General features: G+C 46.8%; 24 protein-coding genes. 3 read left to right on the forward strand and 21 right to left on the reverse strand.

Going from position 1 to position 21,099, the window contains the following annotated elements; all coding sequences use genetic code 11:
• The first annotated feature begins 7 nt into the window (after positions 1-7).
• Positions 8-337, forward strand: coding sequence for a hypothetical protein (locus J2736_RS24875; RefSeq protein WP_310501279.1), 330 nt, complete (start codon positions 8-10; stop codon positions 335-337).
• A gap of 506 nt (positions 338-843) precedes the next feature.
• Here the strand turns inward: J2736_RS24875 and J2736_RS24880 are convergent.
• The 4 genes from J2736_RS24880 to J2736_RS24895 form a co-directional block, all read right to left on the reverse strand.
• Positions 844-1,068 carry a DUF1128 domain-containing protein gene (locus tag J2736_RS24880; RefSeq protein ID WP_310501280.1) on the reverse strand — a complete coding sequence of 75 codons (225 nt, stop codon included), beginning with the start codon at positions 1,066-1,068 and terminating at the stop codon, positions 844-846.
• A 128-nt stretch (positions 1,069-1,196) separates the two neighbouring features.
• Positions 1,197-1,853 (reverse strand): TetR/AcrR family transcriptional regulator, encoded by a 657-nt coding sequence (locus J2736_RS24885; RefSeq protein WP_310501281.1) that lies wholly within the window; start codon positions 1,851-1,853, stop codon positions 1,197-1,199.
• A gap of 58 nt (positions 1,854-1,911) precedes the next feature.
• Positions 1,912-2,553, reverse strand: coding sequence for a YigZ family protein (locus tag J2736_RS24890; protein ID WP_310501282.1), 642 nt, complete (start codon positions 2,551-2,553; stop codon positions 1,912-1,914).
• Between the two features lie 165 nt (positions 2,554-2,718).
• The gene (locus tag J2736_RS24895; RefSeq protein ID WP_310501283.1) at positions 2,719-4,074 is read right to left on the reverse strand and encodes a glucose-6-phosphate isomerase; all 1,356 of its coding nucleotides are present in this window, start codon (positions 4,072-4,074) and stop codon (positions 2,719-2,721) included.
• Between the two features lie 123 nt (positions 4,075-4,197).
• On the opposite strand from J2736_RS24895, the gene J2736_RS24900 reads away from it, so the two are divergent.
• Positions 4,198-5,484, forward strand: a complete 1,287-nt coding sequence (locus J2736_RS24900) for an NAD(P)-binding domain-containing protein (RefSeq protein WP_310501284.1) — start codon at positions 4,198-4,200, stop codon at positions 5,482-5,484.
• Positions 5,485-5,565: 81 nt separating this feature from the next.
• On the opposite strand, the gene J2736_RS24905 is transcribed toward J2736_RS24900, so the two are convergent.
• From J2736_RS24905 to J2736_RS24985, 17 genes are all read right to left on the reverse strand, one after another.
• On the reverse strand, positions 5,566-6,147 hold the full coding sequence (locus J2736_RS24905) for a glycoside hydrolase family 73 protein (RefSeq protein WP_310501285.1): 582 nt from the start codon (positions 6,145-6,147) through the stop codon (positions 5,566-5,568).
• A complete protein-coding gene (locus J2736_RS24910; RefSeq protein WP_310501286.1) occupies positions 6,144-6,542 on the reverse strand; it encodes a phage holin family protein in 399 nt (132 codons plus the stop codon). Before J2736_RS24910 ends, J2736_RS24905 begins: the two co-directional genes overlap by 4 nt.
• Before the next feature lie 425 nt (positions 6,543-6,967).
• Positions 6,968-9,937, reverse strand: a complete 2,970-nt coding sequence (locus tag J2736_RS24915; protein WP_310501287.1) for a hypothetical protein — start codon at positions 9,935-9,937, stop codon at positions 6,968-6,970.
• A gap of 17 nt (positions 9,938-9,954) precedes the next feature.
• Positions 9,955-10,521: a putative phage tail protein gene (locus J2736_RS24920; RefSeq protein ID WP_310501288.1), complete on the reverse strand. Its 567-nt coding sequence runs from the start codon at positions 10,519-10,521 to the stop codon at positions 9,955-9,957.
• Positions 10,518-11,627 carry a baseplate J/gp47 family protein gene (locus J2736_RS24925; RefSeq protein WP_310501289.1) on the reverse strand — a complete coding sequence of 370 codons (1,110 nt, stop codon included), beginning with the start codon at positions 11,625-11,627 and terminating at the stop codon, positions 10,518-10,520. Before J2736_RS24925 ends, J2736_RS24920 begins: the two co-directional genes overlap by 4 nt.
• A gap of 1 nt (position 11,628) precedes the next feature.
• Positions 11,629-12,114, reverse strand: coding sequence for a DUF2634 domain-containing protein (locus tag J2736_RS24930; protein ID WP_310501290.1), 486 nt, complete (start codon positions 12,112-12,114; stop codon positions 11,629-11,631).
• On the reverse strand, positions 12,115-12,504 hold the full coding sequence (locus J2736_RS24935; protein WP_310501291.1) for a hypothetical protein: 390 nt from the start codon (positions 12,502-12,504) through the stop codon (positions 12,115-12,117).
• Positions 12,491-13,504, reverse strand: coding sequence for an XkdQ/YqbQ family protein (locus J2736_RS24940; protein WP_310501292.1), 1,014 nt, complete (start codon positions 13,502-13,504; stop codon positions 12,491-12,493). The genes J2736_RS24935 and J2736_RS24940 overlap by 14 nt, the downstream gene beginning before the upstream one ends.
• Positions 13,504-14,136 carry a LysM peptidoglycan-binding domain-containing protein gene (locus tag J2736_RS24945; protein WP_310501339.1) on the reverse strand — a complete coding sequence of 211 codons (633 nt, stop codon included), beginning with the start codon at positions 14,134-14,136 and terminating at the stop codon, positions 13,504-13,506. Before J2736_RS24945 ends, J2736_RS24940 begins: the two co-directional genes overlap by 1 nt.
• A gap of 19 nt (positions 14,137-14,155) precedes the next feature.
• The gene (locus J2736_RS24950; RefSeq protein ID WP_310501293.1) at positions 14,156-16,255 is read right to left on the reverse strand and encodes a hypothetical protein; all 2,100 of its coding nucleotides are present in this window, start codon (positions 16,253-16,255) and stop codon (positions 14,156-14,158) included.
• Positions 16,256-16,260: 5 nt separating this feature from the next.
• Entirely contained in the window at positions 16,261-16,413 is a 153-nt protein-coding gene (locus tag J2736_RS24955; RefSeq protein ID WP_310501294.1) for a hypothetical protein, read from the reverse strand.
• A gap of 23 nt (positions 16,414-16,436) precedes the next feature.
• Positions 16,437-16,829 (reverse strand): phage tail assembly chaperone, encoded by a 393-nt coding sequence (locus J2736_RS24960; protein ID WP_065857630.1) that lies wholly within the window; start codon positions 16,827-16,829, stop codon positions 16,437-16,439.
• Positions 16,830-16,858: 29 nt separating this feature from the next.
• A complete protein-coding gene (locus J2736_RS24965) occupies positions 16,859-17,269 on the reverse strand; it encodes a phage tail tube protein (RefSeq protein WP_310501295.1) in 411 nt (136 codons plus the stop codon).
• 13 nt (positions 17,270-17,282) lie between these two features.
• Positions 17,283-18,746: a phage tail sheath subtilisin-like domain-containing protein gene (locus tag J2736_RS24970; RefSeq protein ID WP_310501296.1), complete on the reverse strand. Its 1,464-nt coding sequence runs from the start codon at positions 18,744-18,746 to the stop codon at positions 17,283-17,285.
• Positions 18,746-18,976, reverse strand: coding sequence for a hypothetical protein (locus J2736_RS24975; protein WP_310501297.1), 231 nt, complete (start codon positions 18,974-18,976; stop codon positions 18,746-18,748). Before J2736_RS24975 ends, J2736_RS24970 begins: the two co-directional genes overlap by 1 nt.
• Before the next feature lies 1 nt (position 18,977).
• Positions 18,978-19,802 carry a minor capsid protein gene (locus J2736_RS24980; protein ID WP_310501298.1) on the reverse strand — a complete coding sequence of 275 codons (825 nt, stop codon included), beginning with the start codon at positions 19,800-19,802 and terminating at the stop codon, positions 18,978-18,980.
• A gap of 234 nt (positions 19,803-20,036) precedes the next feature.
• The gene (locus tag J2736_RS24985) at positions 20,037-20,462 is read right to left on the reverse strand and encodes an ArpU family phage packaging/lysis transcriptional regulator (protein ID WP_310501299.1); all 426 of its coding nucleotides are present in this window, start codon (positions 20,460-20,462) and stop codon (positions 20,037-20,039) included.
• 166 nt (positions 20,463-20,628) lie between these two features.
• On the opposite strand from J2736_RS24985, the gene J2736_RS24990 reads away from it, so the two are divergent.
• Complete coding sequence (locus J2736_RS24990) at positions 20,629-21,033, forward strand: helix-turn-helix domain-containing protein (protein ID WP_310501300.1); 405 nt, start codon at positions 20,629-20,631, stop codon at positions 21,031-21,033.
• The last annotated feature ends 66 nt before the right edge of the window (positions 21,034-21,099 follow it).

The raw sequence follows: 21,099 nt of genomic DNA on the forward strand, positions 1-21,099 counted from the left end.
TCCTAGGATGAAAAGGTCCATCTCTCACCTCGGTGTTTATGCTTCATTGGGCAGTATGTTGCTTTGCTGTTGGTTCCTTTTTTGGAATCCCTACTCAGAAGTAGTAGCTAGCAGGGATACTATGCTCCTCTTACTCGTGATGTTAATTGCACCTGCTGGAGTCGGGTTGATCGGTTCCTTTTTGAAGAATAGGAAGTTGCTAATTGTGGCTTTTATCTGGTCACTTCCCTATGGACTCTATCTGGCACTAGCGAGCCTACCGAGCTTCTGGTATTTATTCGGTGTGACGCTCCTACTATATCTAGCAGCAGCTTTGCGAATGAGACCACGACCCTAGTGTCGATGAAAATTATAAGCAGCCTAAGTAGGACTCACTCCGGTGGGTTCTGTGTGGGGCTGCTTATTTGGGTTAGGAATTAACTGGATTTCATGCAGCTAATTTCGCGGGAATTCATGGTTTGGAACGTTTAACTGGATTATATACAGCTAATTTTGTGTAAAGTGGTCTGTTTGGCGAAATTCATTCGATTTAGCGGGAGAAAATCCAGTTATTTTCCCTAAAGCAGGGATTTGGCATGAATTAGATGTAGAAATGCAGTTATTTTGATGTCGGGGTTGGGGCTGGGGTTCGGGGTTCAGGGTTCGGGGTTCGGGGTTCGGGGTTCGGGGTTCGGGGTTCGGGGTTCGGGCTTCGGGTTCGGCTTCGCGGTCCTGCCGCTGAGCACTGCTGCCGGCGGACATTTGGCAAGTGGACGCCACAGCCAAAAACAGCAAAAAGCCGCCCTCCGACACAACGTCAGAAACAGCGGCTTGCTAATTTGGCTTATGATAATGACGAACCCATTAGGCCTTGCGAATTTTGCCAAGCTCGGTCGTGATCGCATCAATCTCGCTAATGCTGAAACGATCCTTGCTTGCTACCATATCATAGAGATCCTTCAGATCCTCGTAGACTTCTTCTTTAACATTAGAGGCTTTGATAGATCCCCCAGTAGCCATGCGCAACTTTTTCTTAATTTCCTCAAACATAAATTCAACGTTCTCTTCCGACCATGTCGTCAAATCCATCGTATATGCTCATCCTTCCCTCGGTATCTTGTCATCATTTTAAAGCACAGAGGGGGTAATGTAAAATACAGATTGCCCCAATAAACAAAAAGAAGCTTAGACAGATCGTCTCGCTTCCTTCATTTCTTCTATATAACGTTGGATTTCCGCATGTTTTGTCCAATCATTTTGACAAGCGGACGCTGAGCTTCTATGGAATCCACATCCAAGCTGACACAGATCAATCGGATATGCTCATCAGCCAATTTGCGTGCTTCCTCGTAAGAAAGTTTAAACTGAATGCAATAAGAGATAAAGCCATGTAAGGACATAAATATATTCCACGGAAGCGTATACTTGCGACTCTCTAATCCTGGCTGATCTTTCAAAACTTCACGAATGACAATCGCAAACATATCCAAGCATTGAGCTTGTTCGGTACGTGAGTACTGCTGCAGTTCTGGCTCGTTAATCATAAACATCATTTCGTAGTGATTCGGGTTGCTTAATCCAAACCAAACGAATTCCATCATTAACTTTTGGAGCAAATTCACGCTAAACCCATGCTCACGAACGATCATTTCCTTCTGACGCTGCAGAAGTGAGGCGAAATCGTCTTTAATTAGTGCATAAAATAATTCAGCTTTCTCATTAAAATGGTAATATAACGCCCCATGACTGTACCCCATTGCTTTAGCAATGCTTCGCATCGTTAAAGCGCGATAGCCGAAAGTAGCGAATAATTCCCGCGCCTCCGTAAGAATTCGTTCTCTGCTAAGCTCTTGCGCGACTGCTTTCCTAGCCATTCCTATCCCTCCGCATCCTCAGCTCATATGAAATTTTGTTTGGTTTTCTGGAGCCTGCCTATTCAGGCAAGCTCTCATGAACGATGTACTCGTTCTCACCAGCGACGATCATGCTTTGACCTTGTGTAACATCCCTTGCCCAATTCATAAATGCTTCCGCTTTAGCAGCCAAAGGATAACAAGGAACGGTCACTTTGTCCGTAAACCCGATATCCCCAAGCAGCATCCCTTGATTTCTCAGTTCATTTTCCAGCTTGCCATACCATGTATAATCGACTTCAATCAGCACGAGCTGATGATTTACTTTATAAATCGGCTTTCCTGCTTCTATGCCTGCCAGAGCCCCATCCGCATAAGCGCGAATAAGTCCGCCAGCACCTAACATGATGCCACCAAAATAACGAGTAACTACGACAACGGTATTCTTGAGCCCTTGATGCTTCATTACTTCCAGAATCGGCTTCCCGGCTGTTCCGCTAGGTTCTCCATCATCGGATTGCTTCTGGATTTGATCCCGCTCACCAATGACATACGCACTGCAATTATGCGTCGCCGACCTGTGTTCCTTCTTGATCGCTTCAATAAACTGGATTGCTTCTTCTTCTGAATCTACGGGTTTAGCATGACCGATGAAACGTGACTTCTTGATGATAATCTCAGACGAACCATACGAATGGATTGTTTTATAATGTGCTAGCATAGCCAACCTTTCTCGGTAGAAGGAAACAACTGTTTCACTATATTCTACACACATGCCTCGACTTCGACAATATGGAAAGAAAATTTACCATCTAAATAATGGAAAAAGGGGTGCAAAAAAACGACCTATCCGATAGGATTGATCGTTTTTCGTTTTTACGGCGCATTATTGCTCTAAGCGAGCTTCAAGTTCCGCTTTTTCTTTTTCATAACCAGGCTTGCCCAAGAGAGCAAACATGTTCTTTTTATACGCTTCAACACCCGGTTGATCGAATGGATTCACACCCATCAAGTAACCGCTGATGCCGCATGCTTTTTCAAAGAAATAGACCATGTATCCGAATGAGTAAGGCGTCATATCTGGCAAAGTTACGATCAGGTTCGGTACTTGACCGTCTGTGTGCGCAAGCATCGTGCCTTGGAAAGCCTTCTTGTTCACGAAATCCATCGTTTTGCCGCTAAGGAAATTCAAACCGTCCAGATCATCTGCATCTGTACCGATCGTGATATGATCAGCCACTTGGTCAACTTGGATAACCGTTTCGAACAAAATGCGATTACCATCTTGAACGAATTGTCCCATGGAGTGAAGATCTGTGGAGAAGTCTACAGACGCGGGATAAATCCCTTTGTAATCCTTCCCTTCGCTCTCCCCGAATAATTGCTTCCACCACTCCGAAACGAAGTGCAAGGATGGCTCATAGTTCACAAGGATCTCAATCGTTTTCCCTTTGCGATACAGAGAGTTACGAACTGCTGCGTATTGGTAAGCTTGATTCTCACTAAGCTTCGGATTGGAGAATTCTTGCTGTGCATCTGCTGCACCTTTCATAATCGCTTCAACGTCAATACCTGCAGTTGCAATTGGAAGCAAACCAACCGCTGTAAGTACGGAGTAACGTCCACCCACATCATCTGGAATAACGAAAGTCTCGTATCCTTCTGCATTTGATAGTGTTTTGAGCGCACCCTTCTCTTGATCCGTTGTTGCATAAATCCGTTTACGAGCGGCTTCTTTACCATATTTTTTCTCCAGTAGTTCGCGGAAAATACGGAAAGCAATCGCTGGCTCAGTCGTCGTACCGGATTTGGAAATCACATTCACGGAGAAATCCTTGCCTTCAAGCAATTGAAGCAAATGCGTGACATATGTCGAAGAGATATTATTTCCTACAAAATAAATCTCAGGCGTTTTACGTTTATCTTTTGGCAAAATATTATAAAAGGAATGAGAAAGCATTTCTAGCGCCGCGCGTGCACCTAGATATGAACCCCCAATACCGATCACGACAAGTGCCTCGGAGTCTGATTGAATCTGCTTCGCAGCTGCCCCAATACGGGCAAACTCTTCACGATTGTAGTTCTCAGGAAGATCCACCCACCCCAAATAATCGGAGCCAGCACCTGTTTTATTATGTAGTTGATTGTGGGCTAGTTCCACTTGAGCCGACAAATAATCGACTTCATGTTGCGATAAAAAGGATAGTGCTTTGCTGTAATCAAATTGTAGTTTTTTACTCAATAGGTTCGCCTCCATCTCTATTTTTACCTTTTCCTAGCATACTTATTTGCTTGTCCAAAAGCAAGTGAGAAAGGAATTCACAGGTATTAATTCCCATGCTAAAATGAAGTCAGAGGTGAGGACATGAAACGTATCGGCTTTATTGGACTTGGCACAATGGGTAAGCCCATGGCTGCTAACCTTATTCAAAAAGGGTTTATGGTAACTGTGTATAATCGAACTGCTGGCAAAGTGGACGAGCTTGAGCAAATGGGTGCTGAAGTTGCCCTTACTGCTGCGGAAGTCGCTCGCCATTCAGATGTGCTTTTCACAATGCTTAGCAATGATGCTGCGCTGCTTGAGACATTTTACAGTGAGCAGGGTATTCTGAGCGGTATTCACCCTGCACTCACGATTATTGACTCCAGCACCGTATCTCCTCAAACAAGTCAAAAGCTCGCAGAAGAGCTCGCTGCACACTTCGTCGACTTCCTCGATGCGCCTGTGACAGGCACGAAGCCTGCTGCTGAAGCAGGTACGCTTACGTTCATGGTCGGCGGCAGTAAAGAAGTGTTCGAGGAGCAGCTTGAATTGTTCCACGCGCTTGGCAGCAAAGCACTTTACCTAGGACCAAGTGGTTCTGGTTCTTATGCGAAGCTCGCCCACAATACGATGGTCGGGATTAACCTAGCAGGGCTTGCTGAAGGCATGTCCATTGCAACGAAAGCCGGGATTCACCCTGGCCAATTCTTAGAAATCGTCCGCTCCGGAGGAGCTAATAGTAAACAAGTCGAGCTCAAGGGCGAGAAAATTCTCGATCGCGATTTCAGCAATCAATTCTCATTGAAGCTGATGCTGAAGGATTTGCTCCTCGCGCAAGAAATCACCAGTAAATTTCAGTTGCCGACACCCATGCTGCAATCTGCGACTAATCTGTTCCAAATCGGCCTAAGCAAGGGCTTAGGCGAAGAAGATCTTAGCGCTGTCATTAAGTGCTACGAGGAATGGATGGGACAAGCTGTTGTTAAGCCTAGTGCGCCTGTTGTTGCGGAACCGGTGAAAGCCGCTTCTCCACTCTCGGGCCGTGAACGCCGTAAGAATACACGGGTTCAGCTGGATATTAACTTGAAATTGTCCATCTATCAATGGGAGCAAGAAGGTTCTTTCTCCGGGCAAAACATCGATGGCACTCTCTTCGATCTGTCCGAAAGTGGACTCCAGATCACAACGGATGTTCTGCTTGCCCCCGATATGTTCGTCGTCATCCACTTCCCACAAGAAGCTGGATTGCCGCCAATCACAGGTCGGGTCATTCGCATCGTGACCGAAGGACGCAGCTTCCGCTACGGTTGCATGCTTTCGGGACTGCCGCCCTATGTACGGATTAAGTTGGAGCAGTATATTGAGGATCATATTGGGAGTGCGGTATAGGACGTACTAATAAGAAAAGAACACGGTACTCCTTAGATGGAAGTCGGTGTTCTTTTTAAATTTACATTGCAATCAGATAGTTCACATCTGGCCTGACACTTTTCGGAGCTCATTGGCTAGCCGGTGAAATTCTTCCCTAGCTTCGATATCATCCGTGCTTGTCCATGCTGCAGACAAAAAAGTAATAATTTTATTAGCATCTTCCGGACTCATCACATACTCCCTTTCCTCTTCTACTTGATCATAAAACGTCAAATTACTCCCTTCTATAATCCGAATCAACTTCTCCGCATACTGTGGATCTGTTGCATATCCTGCTCGAAGCAGTTCCCAGCTTGCTCTGCGATAATCTTGCTCATGTAGCACCTGTGCGTACCTTGGATTGCTAGCAATTAGTAAGGAGTGATCGCGAATGCTATCATGCCAGCTTTCATACACACGGAAACCATCTACAATTTGCAGCCACTTGCCGTTAATGAATTCCTGCGTAGTCTGCAGCTGCCCGCTTCCTTTAATCCCGAACAAATTATTGCCCGGGGCATAACGACCCCAACCGCTTTCTAGAATAGCTTGTGCGATGGTCACACTAGCCAAAATGCCAAATGACTGCATATCCACTTGTGCGGCTGGAGCGATTTGCTCAATAAACATATCCTTGCTCATAGCCCTTCCCCTTTGCTTCGCAACACTTGAATCATTTGCTTCAAAAAAATGGGAAGTGGCAAACCTAATCGTCCATAATTTTCAGTAATCGAAATAAACTCATTCGCCAAGTAAAAATAAATCGCGCCCGTCATCATCAGATCTGTGTCCAACAGAATGTCCATACGATGCGCCAGCATAATGACAAGCAACATTAATCCTTTGCGTGCAAGGCCCCAGAAACCCACTTGACTGTTGAGGCCCTGCTGCTCTTTGATCGAGGCCGCCATACCAGTGATATAATCCACGAGTATCGCCATGAGGAAAAGGCCTATGAGCTCATTCCACCCGCCGAAGGCATAGGTGGCTATTAATCCGAGAGTGGCTGTGATTAAGTTGAAATTGATTTGGTTCATGCGTTTGTGCTCCTTTCTTGTGGGATTTGGGGAAAGTCCTCGATTACAAGCGATTATCATTGTTATATTGTGGGTCGTTTTCTGTTTTCAGCGCCATAACCATGTTGTATTCGTCCTGATTGATCCATCCATTAAGTAGTGCTGTGAAGTTGCTATTTTTCTTTTTATTGCTCGACTTATTTTAATAATGGAACTGCAACGAAAAACTGGTTTTGTCAATTCTTCGCTCAGGTATGAAATTCAATTCCCGATGTATTATGTTGACCCTATACCGAATTCACTCGGCGAAGTCTTGCTAATAGAATGGAAACTCCGACTGTCCCGCGTATGATTCGAAGTCTTGGTCTATTGTCGTTTCGACTCCCCCTACTTACCACTCGCGTAACCTAATATAATCTTCTGCCAGTATGCATTTTAATATCTCTCTATCCAATAAGTACTGTAGTAAACGTTCCACCACCACCCCAACCCACACCTGAATTCCCTTGTGCATAATAGGTAACGCGACAACCAGTGGATGTTACATTTGTTAGAGTACAGGAAACTGTAAAAGACCCACCATTAACACTGAAGTATGAACCACCTCCTAGGAAGTTTGTGGAATCGGTAGTTGCTGAGGCAGTAATTCCAAGCATCCCACCTCCACCACCGTTTGCTATCATTGAGACTGAAGTGCCATAAAACAACACAAACTTAGGTGCAAATGTCAAACCAGTAAAATCTAAAAAAAATGAGTTTGGTGGAGAACTATAGTTGGTAGATACAGGATTTGCATTTGAGAATTTTGCAGATTTTAACGTTGTCATATCTCCAACTACACCAAATATATTTACGCCTGATTTAATATTAGCCGCTATAAAATCAGGATCATCCCAATAAACACTTGAGTTACCATCCCAATAGCCATTTGGCACTTGAATAGCCATACGTCCTAATGAGCCTGCCCCATTAAGACCAATTTGGGATGTATTGCGGTTAGGCATCGTCCCAGTAAGTCCCGAACTCATTCCATTCGTGAACGTTTTCCCAGCCAATACGTCAGCTGCAACCGCGTTACCCGAACCTGTAGAAATAGAACTTATCTTCGTACTTAATGTTGTAAATGAATCGCTTCCTGAAGCTGGTATACCCTTGCCAGTAATCGCGGAAGCGACCGCTGTTTTACCGTTACTGACAGAAGTAAAAAGCTCTGTAACAGACCTTTCTAAATCAGCTTGATTTTGTACGACGGAATCCACAACAGTTTTAAGATTACTCGCCGTTTCAATATTTATAGCTTGCAGTGATGTTGATAATAGATATTGATCAAGTGCAATGTATGTGACTTCATATGTTGCTGTTGGGTCGAAGTTTGCATATGATATAGTTGCACTTGCTCCACCATAGGCAGAAACAGAGCCCACATAGTTAGAGTAAATAGTCCATTGCTTGTCTTCTTTACCGTTCTTATAAATCACTAAAATTCTGTTAGTTCTGTTTTTCACGAAATTAGATGCGTTGATTAGCACAAAATCGAGTTGTGGTCTTATATAAGGATTCGCCTTCTCACGTACAACAACACCTTGCCCTACTTCAATTTGATTCAATCCTGCGTGAAGTGACATACTTTCTTCTACTTGGATTTCTTCAAATGTTGGTGTAGCAAGTTGATAAGTTAATTTGTAAGGTGTTGAACCCAGCCAAGTTGTCGGCGTTGTCGGCATTACGGACAAATTGTAATCCACACCAACCGTTCCATTTCCTGCCGCATTACCTACCTTTCTCCACCGCTTTGTGCCTGTTATATACGGCAATGATGTCGAAGAAGAATCATGCATTGCCCAACCATAGAAATACGCTTTAATCTCATCTGCTGTAGGTGTATATGTCTCTCCCCAACCGCTGTCCGTGTCAAAAATCCACATTTCAACAACGTTAGAGGCACCGTTTGTATATACAATATCGCCAGTACTAACTGATCCAGAGTAATTAGTAAGTATTTTCCCATCATACTTAACGGCTGTTTTTGTCGTTTGTGAATTATACATTCCTACAACGGTATTGATGTATACTTTCTTATATCCTACTGCATCTTCTCCAAATATCCATGCCAAACTCCCGTCAAGCACCATATCCTTAAAACGCTTCTCAACAAAGTATTTGCCGTCACGCTTGAATAATGAGTCATATACTGTCACATCTAAATTTGATGCTAATTGCGTATTCAGGAATGCAAGCCTATCGTCATTACGTGGCTTGAATGGTTTAGCTGTCGATCCAAGGTTAAGCATAGGGTTAGAGAATGTGAATGTTCCTGCCCCTAATGTATCATTGCTGAAATACAAACGAATACTCTTTGCAAGGTTTGGGGCGGTAAACGTAATCGACTGCGCTGTGCTCCATCCTGTGCCACCAATCATAGCTCCGCCAGATGAATCTATAGGGTCAAGTGCTATTTTTCCATTATGTGTTATGGAAAAAGTGTACTGTTGTCCTACTATGGCGGGTATGTCAATATAATTTAATTGACTGTTTGCAGTAGCAGAAAGTGTTAATTTGTAAGGTTCGCTTACTACTGCATTTGCATGTAATGTCGCCTCATTAAATGTCGGCGCTTGATTCTCCCCATATTTAATTAGATAAGGTGCACTTACATGCTTTATATCATCTACGTATGGGTATTTAGCGGCAATGTAGGCTTGTGCATTTGCTGTTGTAAGCCCGTCGATATATGCTTTTTCTGTTGCGGCGATTTCGTATAAACGAATCCCATCAACGTATGCAATTTGACCACTTAACCCATTAATAACGAACCTAACTTTAGCAGAAATAGCCCCAGTTAAGTTAGCAGAGCCGAGGGTAACGTAAGCAACTTGAAATTTTGTTGTGTCTGTTATTACATTTGTTTGGGTTTGTGAAGAACCGACCACATTCCATAAGGCTAGCCCATTTGTAGCACTACCATTTTTTATATCACTGACGATAAGATAATTCTTCGTGAGGTTTAACCTACTGATTAATTCAGCGGATTCGATCACGCCTTGCGTTGAAGTAAGCGTACCTCTGAAAGAGTTACTGCCTATTGCTTTATTTGTTGAATCTAATGCGGCAGTTAATTGAATCGTTACCCATTTACTTACATCCTCACAATTCCCATCACGCCCTAGTAAGTTAACCAACGTGCGCCCCTTGACATTCAAGTTGTCAAACGGTGAACTTTGTGGAACATTGACAACCTGCAATCCATTGACTAGATTTACAGCTGCTGGTGGTGGACTCACACTTACTTGCGCTCCGATCTGCGCATCAATCCTATCCCAGTTGTCATTTAGCATCGTGTTAATATCAAATGTATCATTGCCGTCCGTGGACGGATTTTTCTTATACAATCCTATATTCGTAGTAGTGCTAGACATATGTTTTTCCCTCCATTTTAAACGGGAATGAATGGCGCGAAGTCGGTCATTTTCCTCGTTTGAATTTCATTAATGGTCAATGTTTGATGCAACTGGCTAAGCAAGAAATACTGGTATTGATAAATCACCTGCAAATGAGCCGGCTTAATGTCCTCAATCGCAGCCTTCAAATCATTCATGTTAGGCGGCGTCCCCAACGTATCCACGAACCGCACCGTAAACTGGTACGAAGCCGGCTGCTGCGTGACCTCCACCACACCGCGCTCGTAAGCCTCGGCCACGCTCTGAATCAAATCCACAGTGACGGTCCCGACGCCACGCAGCTTGGCGTTGATCACCGACCGACGCTGATCGTCGGGCTTACCAGGCACTGACGCGATGCCGAGCTCAGCTTCCCACGCGTCCAGCCCCCACGTCGCAGAGCTGACAAAAAATTGCTCCAATGTCTCCTCCAAGGAGACACGCAATTGATCGAGCTCGGCCCCTTGGGCTTGCAGGATCGAGCCCATGACGCGCGATGTCTCGTAGTAATCCGGCAAGTAGCCCAGCATCCGCTTGCCGCTTGTTGAAGTCACTTGTGTCATACTAGCGACACCGTCCCCACAACGGCAACTTGCCCAACGTTGATCGCGATGTTAGAGCTGCCGCCATTCATCAGCAAGTTGACATAATCCTGCACGCCCGGCGTGTCTAGCAACAAGGAACCTATGCGCACATAGCGAACCGCGGGATCATTAGAGAACGCCAGTTCGTATAAATAAGCGCGAACGGCCTCAGTGAAATCATTTTTCACCTGTGCCAACGTCCTTGTTCCGTTTAATGTAAGATCAGCCTGAATGCCAATCGCAACCTCAGCAGCTGCCTCCACAGTGACGACCGCCCCAATCGGAGCTTTCCCCACCAGTGGTGGAGCAGGGTAAATGTACTGCTGCACAGCTGTGACGATGGAAGAAGGAACACTCCTTTTATCCGTGCCGATGATGACAACCTTAACCGTACCTGGCCCCTGCCATAACGGCAGAACCTGTGCGGCACCCACACCAGCCACATCGAGCGCCCAGTTCAAATAATCAGCTTTATTCCCACTTGTACCAGGAGAACGCACTTTGGCGTAATAACGATTGAGCAGCGAGTCATCTTTCTCTACGTCCGCTCCACTTGTCATCTGCGCGGGATTCGTCACGCTCGTTATACCTACAATTGGCGTTACCAAAAGGCTTATAGCTCCACTCGGTACATTTCCTTTCGTACCACCATCAACTGCCGAAACGGACACCATCACATATCCAGAGTTATCCACAACTACTGCATCCAGTGTCTCAAACATCACGGACGACGTGCCATGAATGTTATCTGCCAATGTACCTACCCGCGATCCTTGTGGGACAACCGTTCCCGAAGCGCCTGTAAATTTCACTTGACCGACAGCCTTGATTGCATCTTTGCGCGTAATACCTCGCTCCGCACAGCGTAAGTCCAAATACGGTCCAAAGGTCGTTCCCGCGAATCCTCTTCGCAGAACCTCCTGTGACTGCAGCGCTGCAAGTGCCAACTCTATGGAAGCTGGAGCCAAAGCATCCCAGATATACGAACCTTCTGACTTGTCCAAATCGGAAGGCAAACTGACTAACATGCGACTCCGAATCTCTTCTTCTGTCTGTTCTACCAAATAATCGGGTAAACTTGCCATATTAATTGATCACCACACTTCCTTTTATGTTCTTTTGCTCGCCACGTATGTTCACGATTTCACATTGAAATGAGCACCCCTCTTTTTCCCAATTAAATGTAAAATGGCGAACATCCGCCGTACGCGGATCGACCTTCACAGTCTCCGTCGTCATACGTAAAATCTCCATTTCATTCGCTTGACGCGACAAATGCCGGGCAATCAAATCATCATACTCCTGGCCATAGGCCCGGGAATACACTAGATGGGTGTACCGTCGCGAACGCAGCGCCTTTTGGCACCATTCCAGCCAAGCTTCGGTACCCACACATTCCGCGATCTTCCCCGTTGGGGTCGTTACGAACTCACCTACGGAATGGTCAAACTTCGGACTGCGTCCGAAGGGAATCGCTCCCTTTTTGCCAGCTGCCAAAAATGCCTCCGTTCTTGTTCCAACTCCAACCCCAGTCCCAGAACTCGCGCCAACTACCGGAAATAAATTCGGCATCTATTTCACCACCTTACACAGAATCACGGCATCGTTGCCATCATCAATTGGAATCGCGAGCACGCGGTCCCCAGGCTTCAAGCCATGCTGAAACTCCATTCGCACATCCTCAATCTCCGACTCTGAAAAAGCAAACGTACCCTGCCCCGCTACGGGAACACTGCCGCTGGTTAAGCCTGAAACCGTGCCCGCTAGCGCGAAACTTGGCAGATGAAGCTTAGCCATCCAATCCGCCACATAATAATCTGCGATTTCGTGCTTAAAACGATCGAGTTTCAACCCACCAGCAGTCATTGTGCCTAATTCCGCCGGTAAACCGGATACCGCTGATGCGGCATGACCAGACATCCGACTGTCCAATAAGGTAGCTAATTTTTTATACGGATTCATTCATGTAATACCTCCTTCTGACAAGTTCGGGACTGCCGAGTTCCAGTACCATTTTGCCGGGATCCCCTAACTCGTGTCTGACCGACATCGCAATGAGCTCCATCCCGCTTCCCGCCAAATCTACCTTATCTCCAGCGCGAATGGTGTTAATATCCAGCGATGTGACGCTAATGGTCTCCTGCACACCTGTAAGCATCGCATGCGCAGCTTCTTTAGCCTCAGAAACGGATTGAAAGCTGCTGTCTTGGACGATTTTTTGCAGCGTACCTAGCTCCGCAATCTCTCCTTCTTCTACCGCCAACACTTGCGCTACGACGTCATCCCCTGCCGCTTTCGTGCCGAGCACCTTCACTTTCGTAACGGCTCCTTCGAGCGTCCGCTTTTGCATAATGTTCATTACATTCTCACTCGGCTCCAAGGACCACACGGTTGCATTACTGCCAATTTCCACAAGCTCCAGCCCGTTAATTGTCATGCGTGGACGGTACATCGGGCCGCCTTTCTTGGCTGTTTCCTTGAGATCCTTCATGATCATGGCGTATATGTTCTCCGAACGGTACATCGCTTTGGCAAGCTTGATACCTGTGTCAGGCAACTGACCAAGCTGAATATGCCAATCCTCAGCATACCTGCGTAAGCGCTCATCTGCCTTCATACCGCCTGGAAATACATACTCATCCTCCGATTTAGCCAAATAAATCGTCCGATCATACATCGTGACGGTTAGCCGATCCATACGCTCATAACTGTTCTCGCACTGCCACACAACGGCTGGATGCAGCAAATCCACTTGCTCTGCCCCGCCATATGGCTTGCCTAGCACACGAACAGCTTGACCTGGCTTTATCCCAGGAAAATTCGGCGTCACCACGATCGTCGCTTGCGCCCGATAGGAGATTTCGTCGAGCGCTTCTTCCAACGTCATTTCATAAATCAAATCCCCTAAAGCATATTGCTCATCCAGCCAAATATCGTAAGACCCACTCGTCCAAACGGCCATTAGGGCATCACCAACTCTTGATCGATTTGGATAGCATCGGGGTTATCACCAATTAACGCTCGATTTATATCATAAATCTCCCGCCAACGGCTGCCGGAACCGAGATTCATTTTGGCAATCGCCCAAAGAGAATCTCCTGACTTAACCGTGTACGTAGCGGACACAGGTTTGATATCAGGTCGTGCCTCTCCGCCAGAAGTGCCACTGCGCTCCGCCAGCGTCCTCACTTTATAGTCACGCCATGTGCGAAAAGTCACATCGAAGTACACGTCACCCGGTTCACCGCCTTTGAAGCTACTATTATGAGCAGAAAGCATGACAAGCACATTCACATCCGTTTCCGTCATAATTAAGCGAAGGGGCTCACGTTGTTCCATCCATGTATTGAGTTGATTCATCGCTGTTTGGGGGTTAGGCAGCGGTTGGTACTTACAGTAGCTAGCATCATATACCGCTGGAAAAAAGGAGGAGAAGGAGATTTCCTTCACCTTTACACCTTGCGGCACATCTAGTTCCCCGCCATGAATAATCGTGATCGTCTCAAAACTTTTGTCACGGCGAATGTTCACTTCTGATGGGTTAACTGGAAAATGCATTCTCAAGCCAGTTGGATCCTCCAACGTGATATCCATAGCTTTGATAACCCTTTCCTCAATAGCCAAAAGCGCTGCCCCCATTCTCTGAGCGGTTTTGCATCGCCGCATTCATTTGCGACACAATTTGATGCCCGATCGTGAAAGCTAGCTTCTCTTTATCAACTTCCTCTTTTGGAAAATGAACCGCTACGCCGTCCACTTTGACTTCGTACTGGTTCGGAGGGGCAGCTTGCGCTGCCGAAGAATTCACCGCAGAAACTGCTTGAGCGGGATCTGCCGCCAAGGACTCGCGCCCTTGAGGTACAAGAGACGTTTTGGACTCTGATTCTTCCACTGGCTTCTTCTTCCCAAAAAATTTATTCGCAATAAATGATCCTGCTTTATCTCCGAGATAGCCACCCAACATGCCTCCAACTGCAGTTCCAAATACCGGTAAAATAGCTGATCCAAGCGCAGCACCTAGAGCAGCGCCGCCCGCGCCTGCACCTGCTTGAATCGCCGCTCCCGCTTTGTTCTCTGATGTCAGCACATCCACAGCTGCCAGACCAATACCAAGAGGTGCTATCGCTTTGCTAGCTCCTTTCGCCATCTTCAAGCCACCTTTAAACAACTTACCTAATCGTCCCCTCGAAGAAGCTGGCGGTCGTCCTTCAGGATGTCCGTCGGGGTGTCCCTCTGAATTGACTCTCGCTGGATTTCTATCTTCTAGCGCAACCTCAGCAGCAATTGGCATCGTCCTCCTGTTACCTACTGGTTGTGTTGTACTATCCCCTTGCAGATTGGTTGTCGTACCCATCTTGGACTCTGTTTTCGTGCCTGCCTTAGATCTAGTCTTGGAATTTGCATCCGTGCAGCATTTTGTACCCTTCCCTTCGAGCTTGCCTTTTCCCGAGGATAACCCCTGCAAAGATTTAATGCTTTCGACCATGGATTTAACGCTATTTACAACAGATTTAAAGCTATCTGCCATTGATTTAACGGATGCACTCAAGCTTTGAGCGATCGATTTAATCCCCTCAACGAAGTTTTTAACGCCATCGCCTACTGCTTTGATACCTTCTCCGAAGCTTTTGACCCCATCGCCGATCCCAGTGATTCCGTCACCAATACGACCTAGTCCCGCACCGACGCTATCGATTCCATCACCGATATATTTGAGTCCATCCCCAATGCCGGCTCCGATGCTTTTAATTCCATCGCCAATGCTGCCAATTCCCGCACCGATTCCTGTAAGTCCATCTCCTATGCTACCAATTCCTGCACCGATCCCTTGAAGTCCATCGCCGATGCTGCCTATTCCTGCGCCAATCCCTTTGATTCCATCGCCAATGTTACTAAATCCCCCGCCGATACTTGTGAGTCCATCCCCTATACCTGCGCCTATACTTTTAATTCCTTCGCCTATGCTGCCTATTCCTGTTCCTATCCCTGCACCGATTTCTTTGAAACCGTCACCAATGCTGCCAATCCCTGCGCCAATTCCTTTGAGTCCGTCGCCGATACTACTTATTCCTGCACCGACATTTGTGAGACCATCCCCGATGCCTGCGCCAATGCTTTTAATTCCATCGCCGATGCCAGCACCAAAACTTTTGAATGCCTCACCTATCCCTTGAAGTCCTTCACGTATACCTTTGAATCCATCACCAAAAGCACTAAAAGCTTCGCCAAACAGCTTCAGCGCCTCTCCTATTCTCACTAGGCGGTCAATCCAAGTATCTATTGGACTTTTCTTCTCTGGTGCTGCTTTCACAGTGACCATCGATACGGAAGCTGATGCAGATGCACTCGCTCCCGCCGAGCCCCCGCCCTGTATGCCGACGGATAGCGTCCCACCAAGCCCAGTCAACAATTGCCGCAGCTGTTTCGCTGCGCCAACCACTTGATCATCAATAATCAGCTTCACATCGACCTTCGTGTGACCCAAATCCGCCAGTTGCAGCAGCAACCGGTCAATCACAAAAGAAAAATAATCCCGCACAGCAATTGTCGGTCTTGCAGTCACTTGACTGAGTCTTACGCCAGCTTCACCAGCTTTATCAAAAAAAACTGATAGCCGCTGTGCAGCTGAACTAGTCCGATCGACTGCTCTTCGCAGCCCATCTTGCGCAGCTGTCACTCTTGCTAAATTGCCTGCCATCGCCATGTCACTCATGGCTCTCACCTCCTTGCGCGTTCACGCTCTCGCTGCAGCGCTTGTTCCTGCTCCAGCTCTAGTTCCAAGCTGGCCAGCAGGAATAGCTGCTCCCCGCGAGGCAGCTTCCAGAATGCTCCGGGGAGCAAATGATGACGCGTCCACATCGCATGGAGCATCGCCGGGAGCCCCCCGGAGGCTATTAGTTTTTTACTTCGTCCAGCGTCGTGTTAAATCCGCTCAGATCGAGCACTTCATCCCCCAGCGCTGACAGCTCGCCAGCAAGCAAAATTCGCTTGATCACTTCCTCGCCAGAGCTGGCCTGATACTTCGTCAGCAAGCGGGAGTCTCCCCAGTTGGGGGACACGGTAGCAGCGGCAATAAGTGCTACATTGAACTGCTCTTCGTCGAGCCGATCGGTTTGGACACCTCGACGATCCGAACGTTCTGTACAGCGTTCACGCAGTGCAAACACCTGCTTCCCAGTTAATCCACGCAGAATAATGGGGACGCCAACCCGGGAAAGGGTTAACGTCTTTTCTGGCAATTGATCCGCCTCAAGCAGTTTTTGCAAAATTTGTTCATCAGTCAACATTAGGTATGTCCTCCTTCAAATAGTTGAGATTAAATCGCCTTAATCGGGTCATTTAGGGTATAGCCTTCAAATGTAAACGAAACTTCTTCTTTCACTTCCTCACCAGCCGTCCAGTTCGCTAACTGAAGCTTGTCCAACATCACATTATTCAGCGTAATACGCTCAAAGCCGTAGGAATCCGGATCACCAAGTTTAGAAACAAGACTGAATTTCTCGAATCCACGGGCAATCATATCGCTTGTGACTTTGAAGCCACTCATCGAGCCCGTCCCCTTCATAGCGCCTTTCTTATGACGAACCCACGGATCGCCTGCCAGGTTAAGCTCTTTCTTTTGAATTTCTACATTGGCTTCCAAATGGTTGAAATTCGTTTGCCATTCACCCGCAATAAATACACTTCCGTATGTGCCTAAAATAACTCTACTCGCATCTAAACTCATCAATATGCCTCCCTTAATTTACGATAAAAGTGCCAAAAATTTGTTCCATAACATCCGTTAATTTCGCTTCCCACTTGATGTAAACTTGATCAGGAGCAGGCGTGAGTACAGATCCTTGCCCATAATAGGCTGGGTTCAAATACACATCGAAACCTTGAGCTTCAATCACACCAGCTTGTGCTAGTGCCTGCATATATTGCTTGCCGGCTTCCACAAGCGCGAGACGTCCCTCTTCCGTATTGTTCACTTTCCCGATGTAGCTATCTTCCGCTGTACGCAGCAAATCGTTATTGATCGTGTCCATAACACGAATCGTACGAATTTTCTTCCAAGCCGCATTCTGGCCTGGACGCAACGTGCTCAGTGCGTTCATACCGCGCAGCGCCTTCACCTTCTGGCCGTCGTGAACGAACAGGAACACGCCATTTTTCACGGCATTTTCTTGCTCACTACGTGTGGAGCGGCGCGTCACATCACTGAATGGCGAGACCGCGTACGTCGTCGATTCGCTAAGTTTCTGACCCGCGATGAGGCCCGCCACATACGCGGAGATATACGCCGAGCTGTAGCTCGCACCCGCTAGGATCGCTCCTGTTCCAACATTCACGATGGCCTCGTGATTGTACGTCGCACTCCTCGTCACAGCTCGGCTAATGGCATCAGCCCCTGTATCGTCGGCGGAAGATCCGCCGAGCACGGTCACGATGCCTTTGCCTTCGCTGCGCAGTCTCGCTGTCCAAGCGACGACAGAAGCTTGAATGCTCGTATCCGTAACGCCATCCAGCGCCAACACATGGAAATTCTGCGTTTCCATCGCGCTCAAGGCATTCACATAATCGGTTGCCGCAATGCCGCTTACACCGGAATTCCCTCCTGCAAGTGCACTGCCGACCACAGCGGCTAGCGTGCCATTACCTGGAGCAAGCACAGTTGCCATCAACCATACGTTACTCGTATCTTGATTAATCGCATCAGCAGCCGCTTGAACTGAGCTGCCTGCGAAAGTAAATGTTTTCAGCACAGAGGTGCCTTCAAGCAGCTTTAGATCTTTCTGTGCGGAATCCACCGCATTCGTTTGTACAATAATTGAGAAGCTGTTTCCTCGTGTTCCTTCATACTTGGCATCAAGTTTCAACACATTCGCTGATGCCGAATCCTTCAGCGTTACACTCGCTTTCGCTGCTGTTGCATCGGCGATTCGATATGCCAATACTTTTTTCGGCTTGCCCAGCAAAGCCAGTTTCAACACAGGTGGAGCTGTCGCAGCATCAGACTGATCCATACTGAAAGCATCGTAGATGCCCTGCTCACTCGTAATTTCCACAAACTGACGTACTGCTCCCCAATTGGCCTTCACCGGGATGATTACTGTTCCTTGACTGCCTGGTCCAATCGAGCTTAAGGCAGCCGCCTCAAAATTCATATAAAAGCCCGGCAATACCGGACGATCCGTCCCACTCCAAGTTCCACCCGCCATTATTCTTGCACCTTCCTTTGTAAAAAGTTTTGAATGAATTGTTTCGTCTCAGCAATAGTGAATGCTGTTTCCGTCTTACCAAGCAGCGCCCCAATAAGCACCTCTGGCGGGCAAGCGAACAGCTCCTGTGAATGGCTGATTAGCTCTTCCTTTGCGTAACCCACAGCTACCGCTGTATTTTCTTCTGTTTGCCCTTTCGTAGAACTTAATCCTTGTTTGATAAAAATCACCTCAGCTATTAATTTGTGTTTCTGTGCGCACGGCTGCCATCAGCGGAAGCGTGCTTTGCGGAGCGGCAATTGCTCCTTTTAGGGTAAGCGTCAGTACACCTGTAGATAAATCTCCTAACCGCATCGCAATCGTCGAATTCACTACAGTTAACCATCTGCCTTCCGTACCAGTTACCGGCAATTTAACCTGTTCGGCCAGCCCTACTAATAGAACTTGAGCAGCCAACTGATACTCGCTTGCCGACCTTGCCGCAATCTGCCCAACATATTGTTTGGTTAGCTGCGCAGTACTTTGAGATGCTGTTGCACTCTGCCAGCTTGTACACTGCCACGAAACAGCAGGTCGGCATGTGCCATTGAATCCTCGATATACGTGCCATTGCGGTCCGAGCAGCGCCTCCGTAAATTGGGAGATGGCCCCCAACCACGACTCTGTAACTGGTTGCACTTGCCGTAGAATCAAGACTGATTTCATCACGTATCTGCCGTTCGCATCCTTGTCCTGTAGAGCCGGCAATGACGTAATTTGTACCGTGTACAACTTATTACCGACCTCGATGACGCCGTCATCGGGTTCAAGCAGCTTGGTAATCACGCGCCATATTCGCTCATTTGCACCAGCCGAGGTTACGCTTCTAGTTTGTAAACTTAACTTCCGCCAACTTTCAGGGACATCCAGTTTGAATTCAGCACTGCCACCCAAATGAGTGAACCAAATCACTTCGTCTGGCGTTGTCGGCAAGCTGTCAATGAAAAGGTCAACTCCTATCGTTCCCTCATCATTAGCGTGGAGATATTGAACTAGTTGATCAGCCAAGTTAATCATTCAAATCTCTCACCTCCTTTCCGCTTCATTTCGTTTTGTTTTGAATTTCAAAACATTTTTTTCTTTTCAAAACGTATTTCACTCCTTTACGAGCCCCTCGTCTCACCAATGATTGGATAGCAGGAACGATTTTTTCAACATCCTGTTTAGCAACTTCACCTCCCCAACTTGGCTACACAACGATCATACCATGCCATATTTTAGGTGAACTGCCAATAAACAGCCAACTCTCAGTCATCCTTGTTGTAGCTTCACTTCCAACCGCAGCATGTACGCTAGCTTCTCGATCGCTCTCGCCTTCATCCGATAATACGTACGCTCACTCAAATTAAGCTCATGAAACAATAGAAAATCGAACGTCTTCTTTCTTTTTAAATAACGTTCCCGGATAATTCCCTGCTCTTGCTCATCTAGCCGAGATATGGCCTGCTCCACTTCCTCACATATACCTCGCATGTGTTCATCTGATCCCGCCTGGTAAGGAGCTGTGCGCTCCGCCACTTTGAACCATTGATTCCTAGCGGAAATAGCTTCATTTCCTTTTCTTAAATCCCCCATTACGCGATACATACGCACGGCTTCAAGCACACTTTCTACCCTTTTTCGCGTTGCCCGGCGATCAATTTGTTCTTTCTCTATATTCAAAATACGTTCTAACATCCCATGATCATCTCCTAAAATTTGTTCGTTTTGTAATTCTAAACACATCATACATTGTCTTGTTTAAAATTTCAACACAAAAAGTTTTGATATTCAAAACTTTTTAGGGATCTCCCCTTGTTTTTTGCACCGCTCACCATTTACAATAGAATCAGGTGATCAAACGATGAAAGATATGGTGCAATTCGGTAATCGAATCCGGCAGCTGAGAAAAATGAACAATTATTCCCTCAGAGAGCTTGGCGAACGGTCCGGTGTTAGTTATTCGTTTATTAACTCCATAGAAAACAATCGCTTCAGCCCGTCACGGGAAACGGTTATCGCTTTAGCCGATACGCTGAGTATTGCTGAGAAGGACGAACTTCTGCTGCTTGCTGGATTTGCTCCAACGGAAGAGGAGTCACTCGATGGCTTATCTGGAGACGGTCTTGACGAAGTCGATGACCCTGATGTGAGCTTATTTTTCAAAGACTTCAAAAATGCCCCTAAAGAGCGCCGCGACGAGATGCTTCGTTTCTGGAACTTCATCAAAGAACAGCAGCAGTCTCGAACACCTGACAGCGAGCAGTAATCATAAAGCCAAGCCCTTATGGGCTTTTCTTTAGCCCTAATAAGCGAACATACATTCCATTTTTTA

This window comes from Paenibacillus qinlingensis (genome assembly GCF_031455095.1).
Lineage (GTDB): Bacteria > Bacillota > Bacilli > Paenibacillales > NBRC-103111 > Paenibacillus_E > Paenibacillus_E qinlingensis_A.

What these genes read in the sequence shown, in the direction of transcription:
- J2736_RS24875 (WP_310501279.1), top strand. Translation starts at nt 8, where the DNA reads ATGAAAAGGTCCATCTCTCACCTCGGTGTTTATGCTTCATTGGGCAGT.
- J2736_RS24880 (WP_310501280.1), bottom strand. Translation starts at nt 1,068, where the DNA reads ATGGATTTGACGACATGGTCGGAAGAGAACGTTGAATTTATGTTTGAG.
- J2736_RS24885 (WP_310501281.1), bottom strand. Translation starts at nt 1,853, where the DNA reads ATGGCTAGGAAAGCAGTCGCGCAAGAGCTTAGCAGAGAACGAATTCTT.
- J2736_RS24890 (WP_310501282.1), bottom strand. Translation starts at nt 2,553, where the DNA reads ATGCTAGCACATTATAAAACAATCCATTCGTATGGTTCGTCTGAGATT.
- J2736_RS24900 (WP_310501284.1), top strand. Translation starts at nt 4,198, where the DNA reads ATGAAACGTATCGGCTTTATTGGACTTGGCACAATGGGTAAGCCCATG.
- J2736_RS24905 (WP_310501285.1), bottom strand. Translation starts at nt 6,147, where the DNA reads ATGAGCAAGGATATGTTTATTGAGCAAATCGCTCCAGCCGCACAAGTG.
- J2736_RS24910 (WP_310501286.1), bottom strand. Translation starts at nt 6,542, where the DNA reads ATGAACCAAATCAATTTCAACTTAATCACAGCCACTCTCGGATTAATA.
- J2736_RS24915 (WP_310501287.1), bottom strand. Translation starts at nt 9,937, where the DNA reads ATGTCTAGCACTACTACGAATATAGGATTGTATAAGAAAAATCCGTCC.
- J2736_RS24920 (WP_310501288.1), bottom strand. Translation starts at nt 10,521, where the DNA reads ATGACACAAGTGACTTCAACAAGCGGCAAGCGGATGCTGGGCTACTTG.
- J2736_RS24925 (WP_310501289.1), bottom strand. Translation starts at nt 11,627, where the DNA reads ATGGCAAGTTTACCCGATTATTTGGTAGAACAGACAGAAGAAGAGATT.
- J2736_RS24930 (WP_310501290.1), bottom strand. Translation starts at nt 12,114, where the DNA reads ATGCCGAATTTATTTCCGGTAGTTGGCGCGAGTTCTGGGACTGGGGTT.
- J2736_RS24935 (WP_310501291.1), bottom strand. Translation starts at nt 12,504, where the DNA reads ATGAATCCGTATAAAAAATTAGCTACCTTATTGGACAGTCGGATGTCT.
- J2736_RS24940 (WP_310501292.1), bottom strand. Translation starts at nt 13,504, where the DNA reads ATGGCCGTTTGGACGAGTGGGTCTTACGATATTTGGCTGGATGAGCAA.
- J2736_RS24945 (WP_310501339.1), bottom strand. Translation starts at nt 14,136, where the DNA reads ATGGATATCACGTTGGAGGATCCAACTGGCTTGAGAATGCATTTTCCA.
- J2736_RS24950 (WP_310501293.1), bottom strand. Translation starts at nt 16,255, where the DNA reads ATGAGTGACATGGCGATGGCAGGCAATTTAGCAAGAGTGACAGCTGCG.
- J2736_RS24955 (WP_310501294.1), bottom strand. Translation starts at nt 16,413, where the DNA reads ATGCTCCATGCGATGTGGACGCGTCATCATTTGCTCCCCGGAGCATTC.
- J2736_RS24960 (WP_065857630.1), bottom strand. Translation starts at nt 16,829, where the DNA reads ATGTTGACTGATGAACAAATTTTGCAAAAACTGCTTGAGGCGGATCAA.
- J2736_RS24965 (WP_310501295.1), bottom strand. Translation starts at nt 17,269, where the DNA reads ATGAGTTTAGATGCGAGTAGAGTTATTTTAGGCACATACGGAAGTGTA.
- J2736_RS24970 (WP_310501296.1), bottom strand. Translation starts at nt 18,746, where the DNA reads ATGGCGGGTGGAACTTGGAGTGGGACGGATCGTCCGGTATTGCCGGGC.
- J2736_RS24980 (WP_310501298.1), bottom strand. Translation starts at nt 19,802, where the DNA reads ATGATTAACTTGGCTGATCAACTAGTTCAATATCTCCACGCTAATGAT.
- J2736_RS24985 (WP_310501299.1), bottom strand. Translation starts at nt 20,462, where the DNA reads ATGTTAGAACGTATTTTGAATATAGAGAAAGAACAAATTGATCGCCGG.
- J2736_RS24990 (WP_310501300.1), top strand. Translation starts at nt 20,629, where the DNA reads ATGAAAGATATGGTGCAATTCGGTAATCGAATCCGGCAGCTGAGAAAA.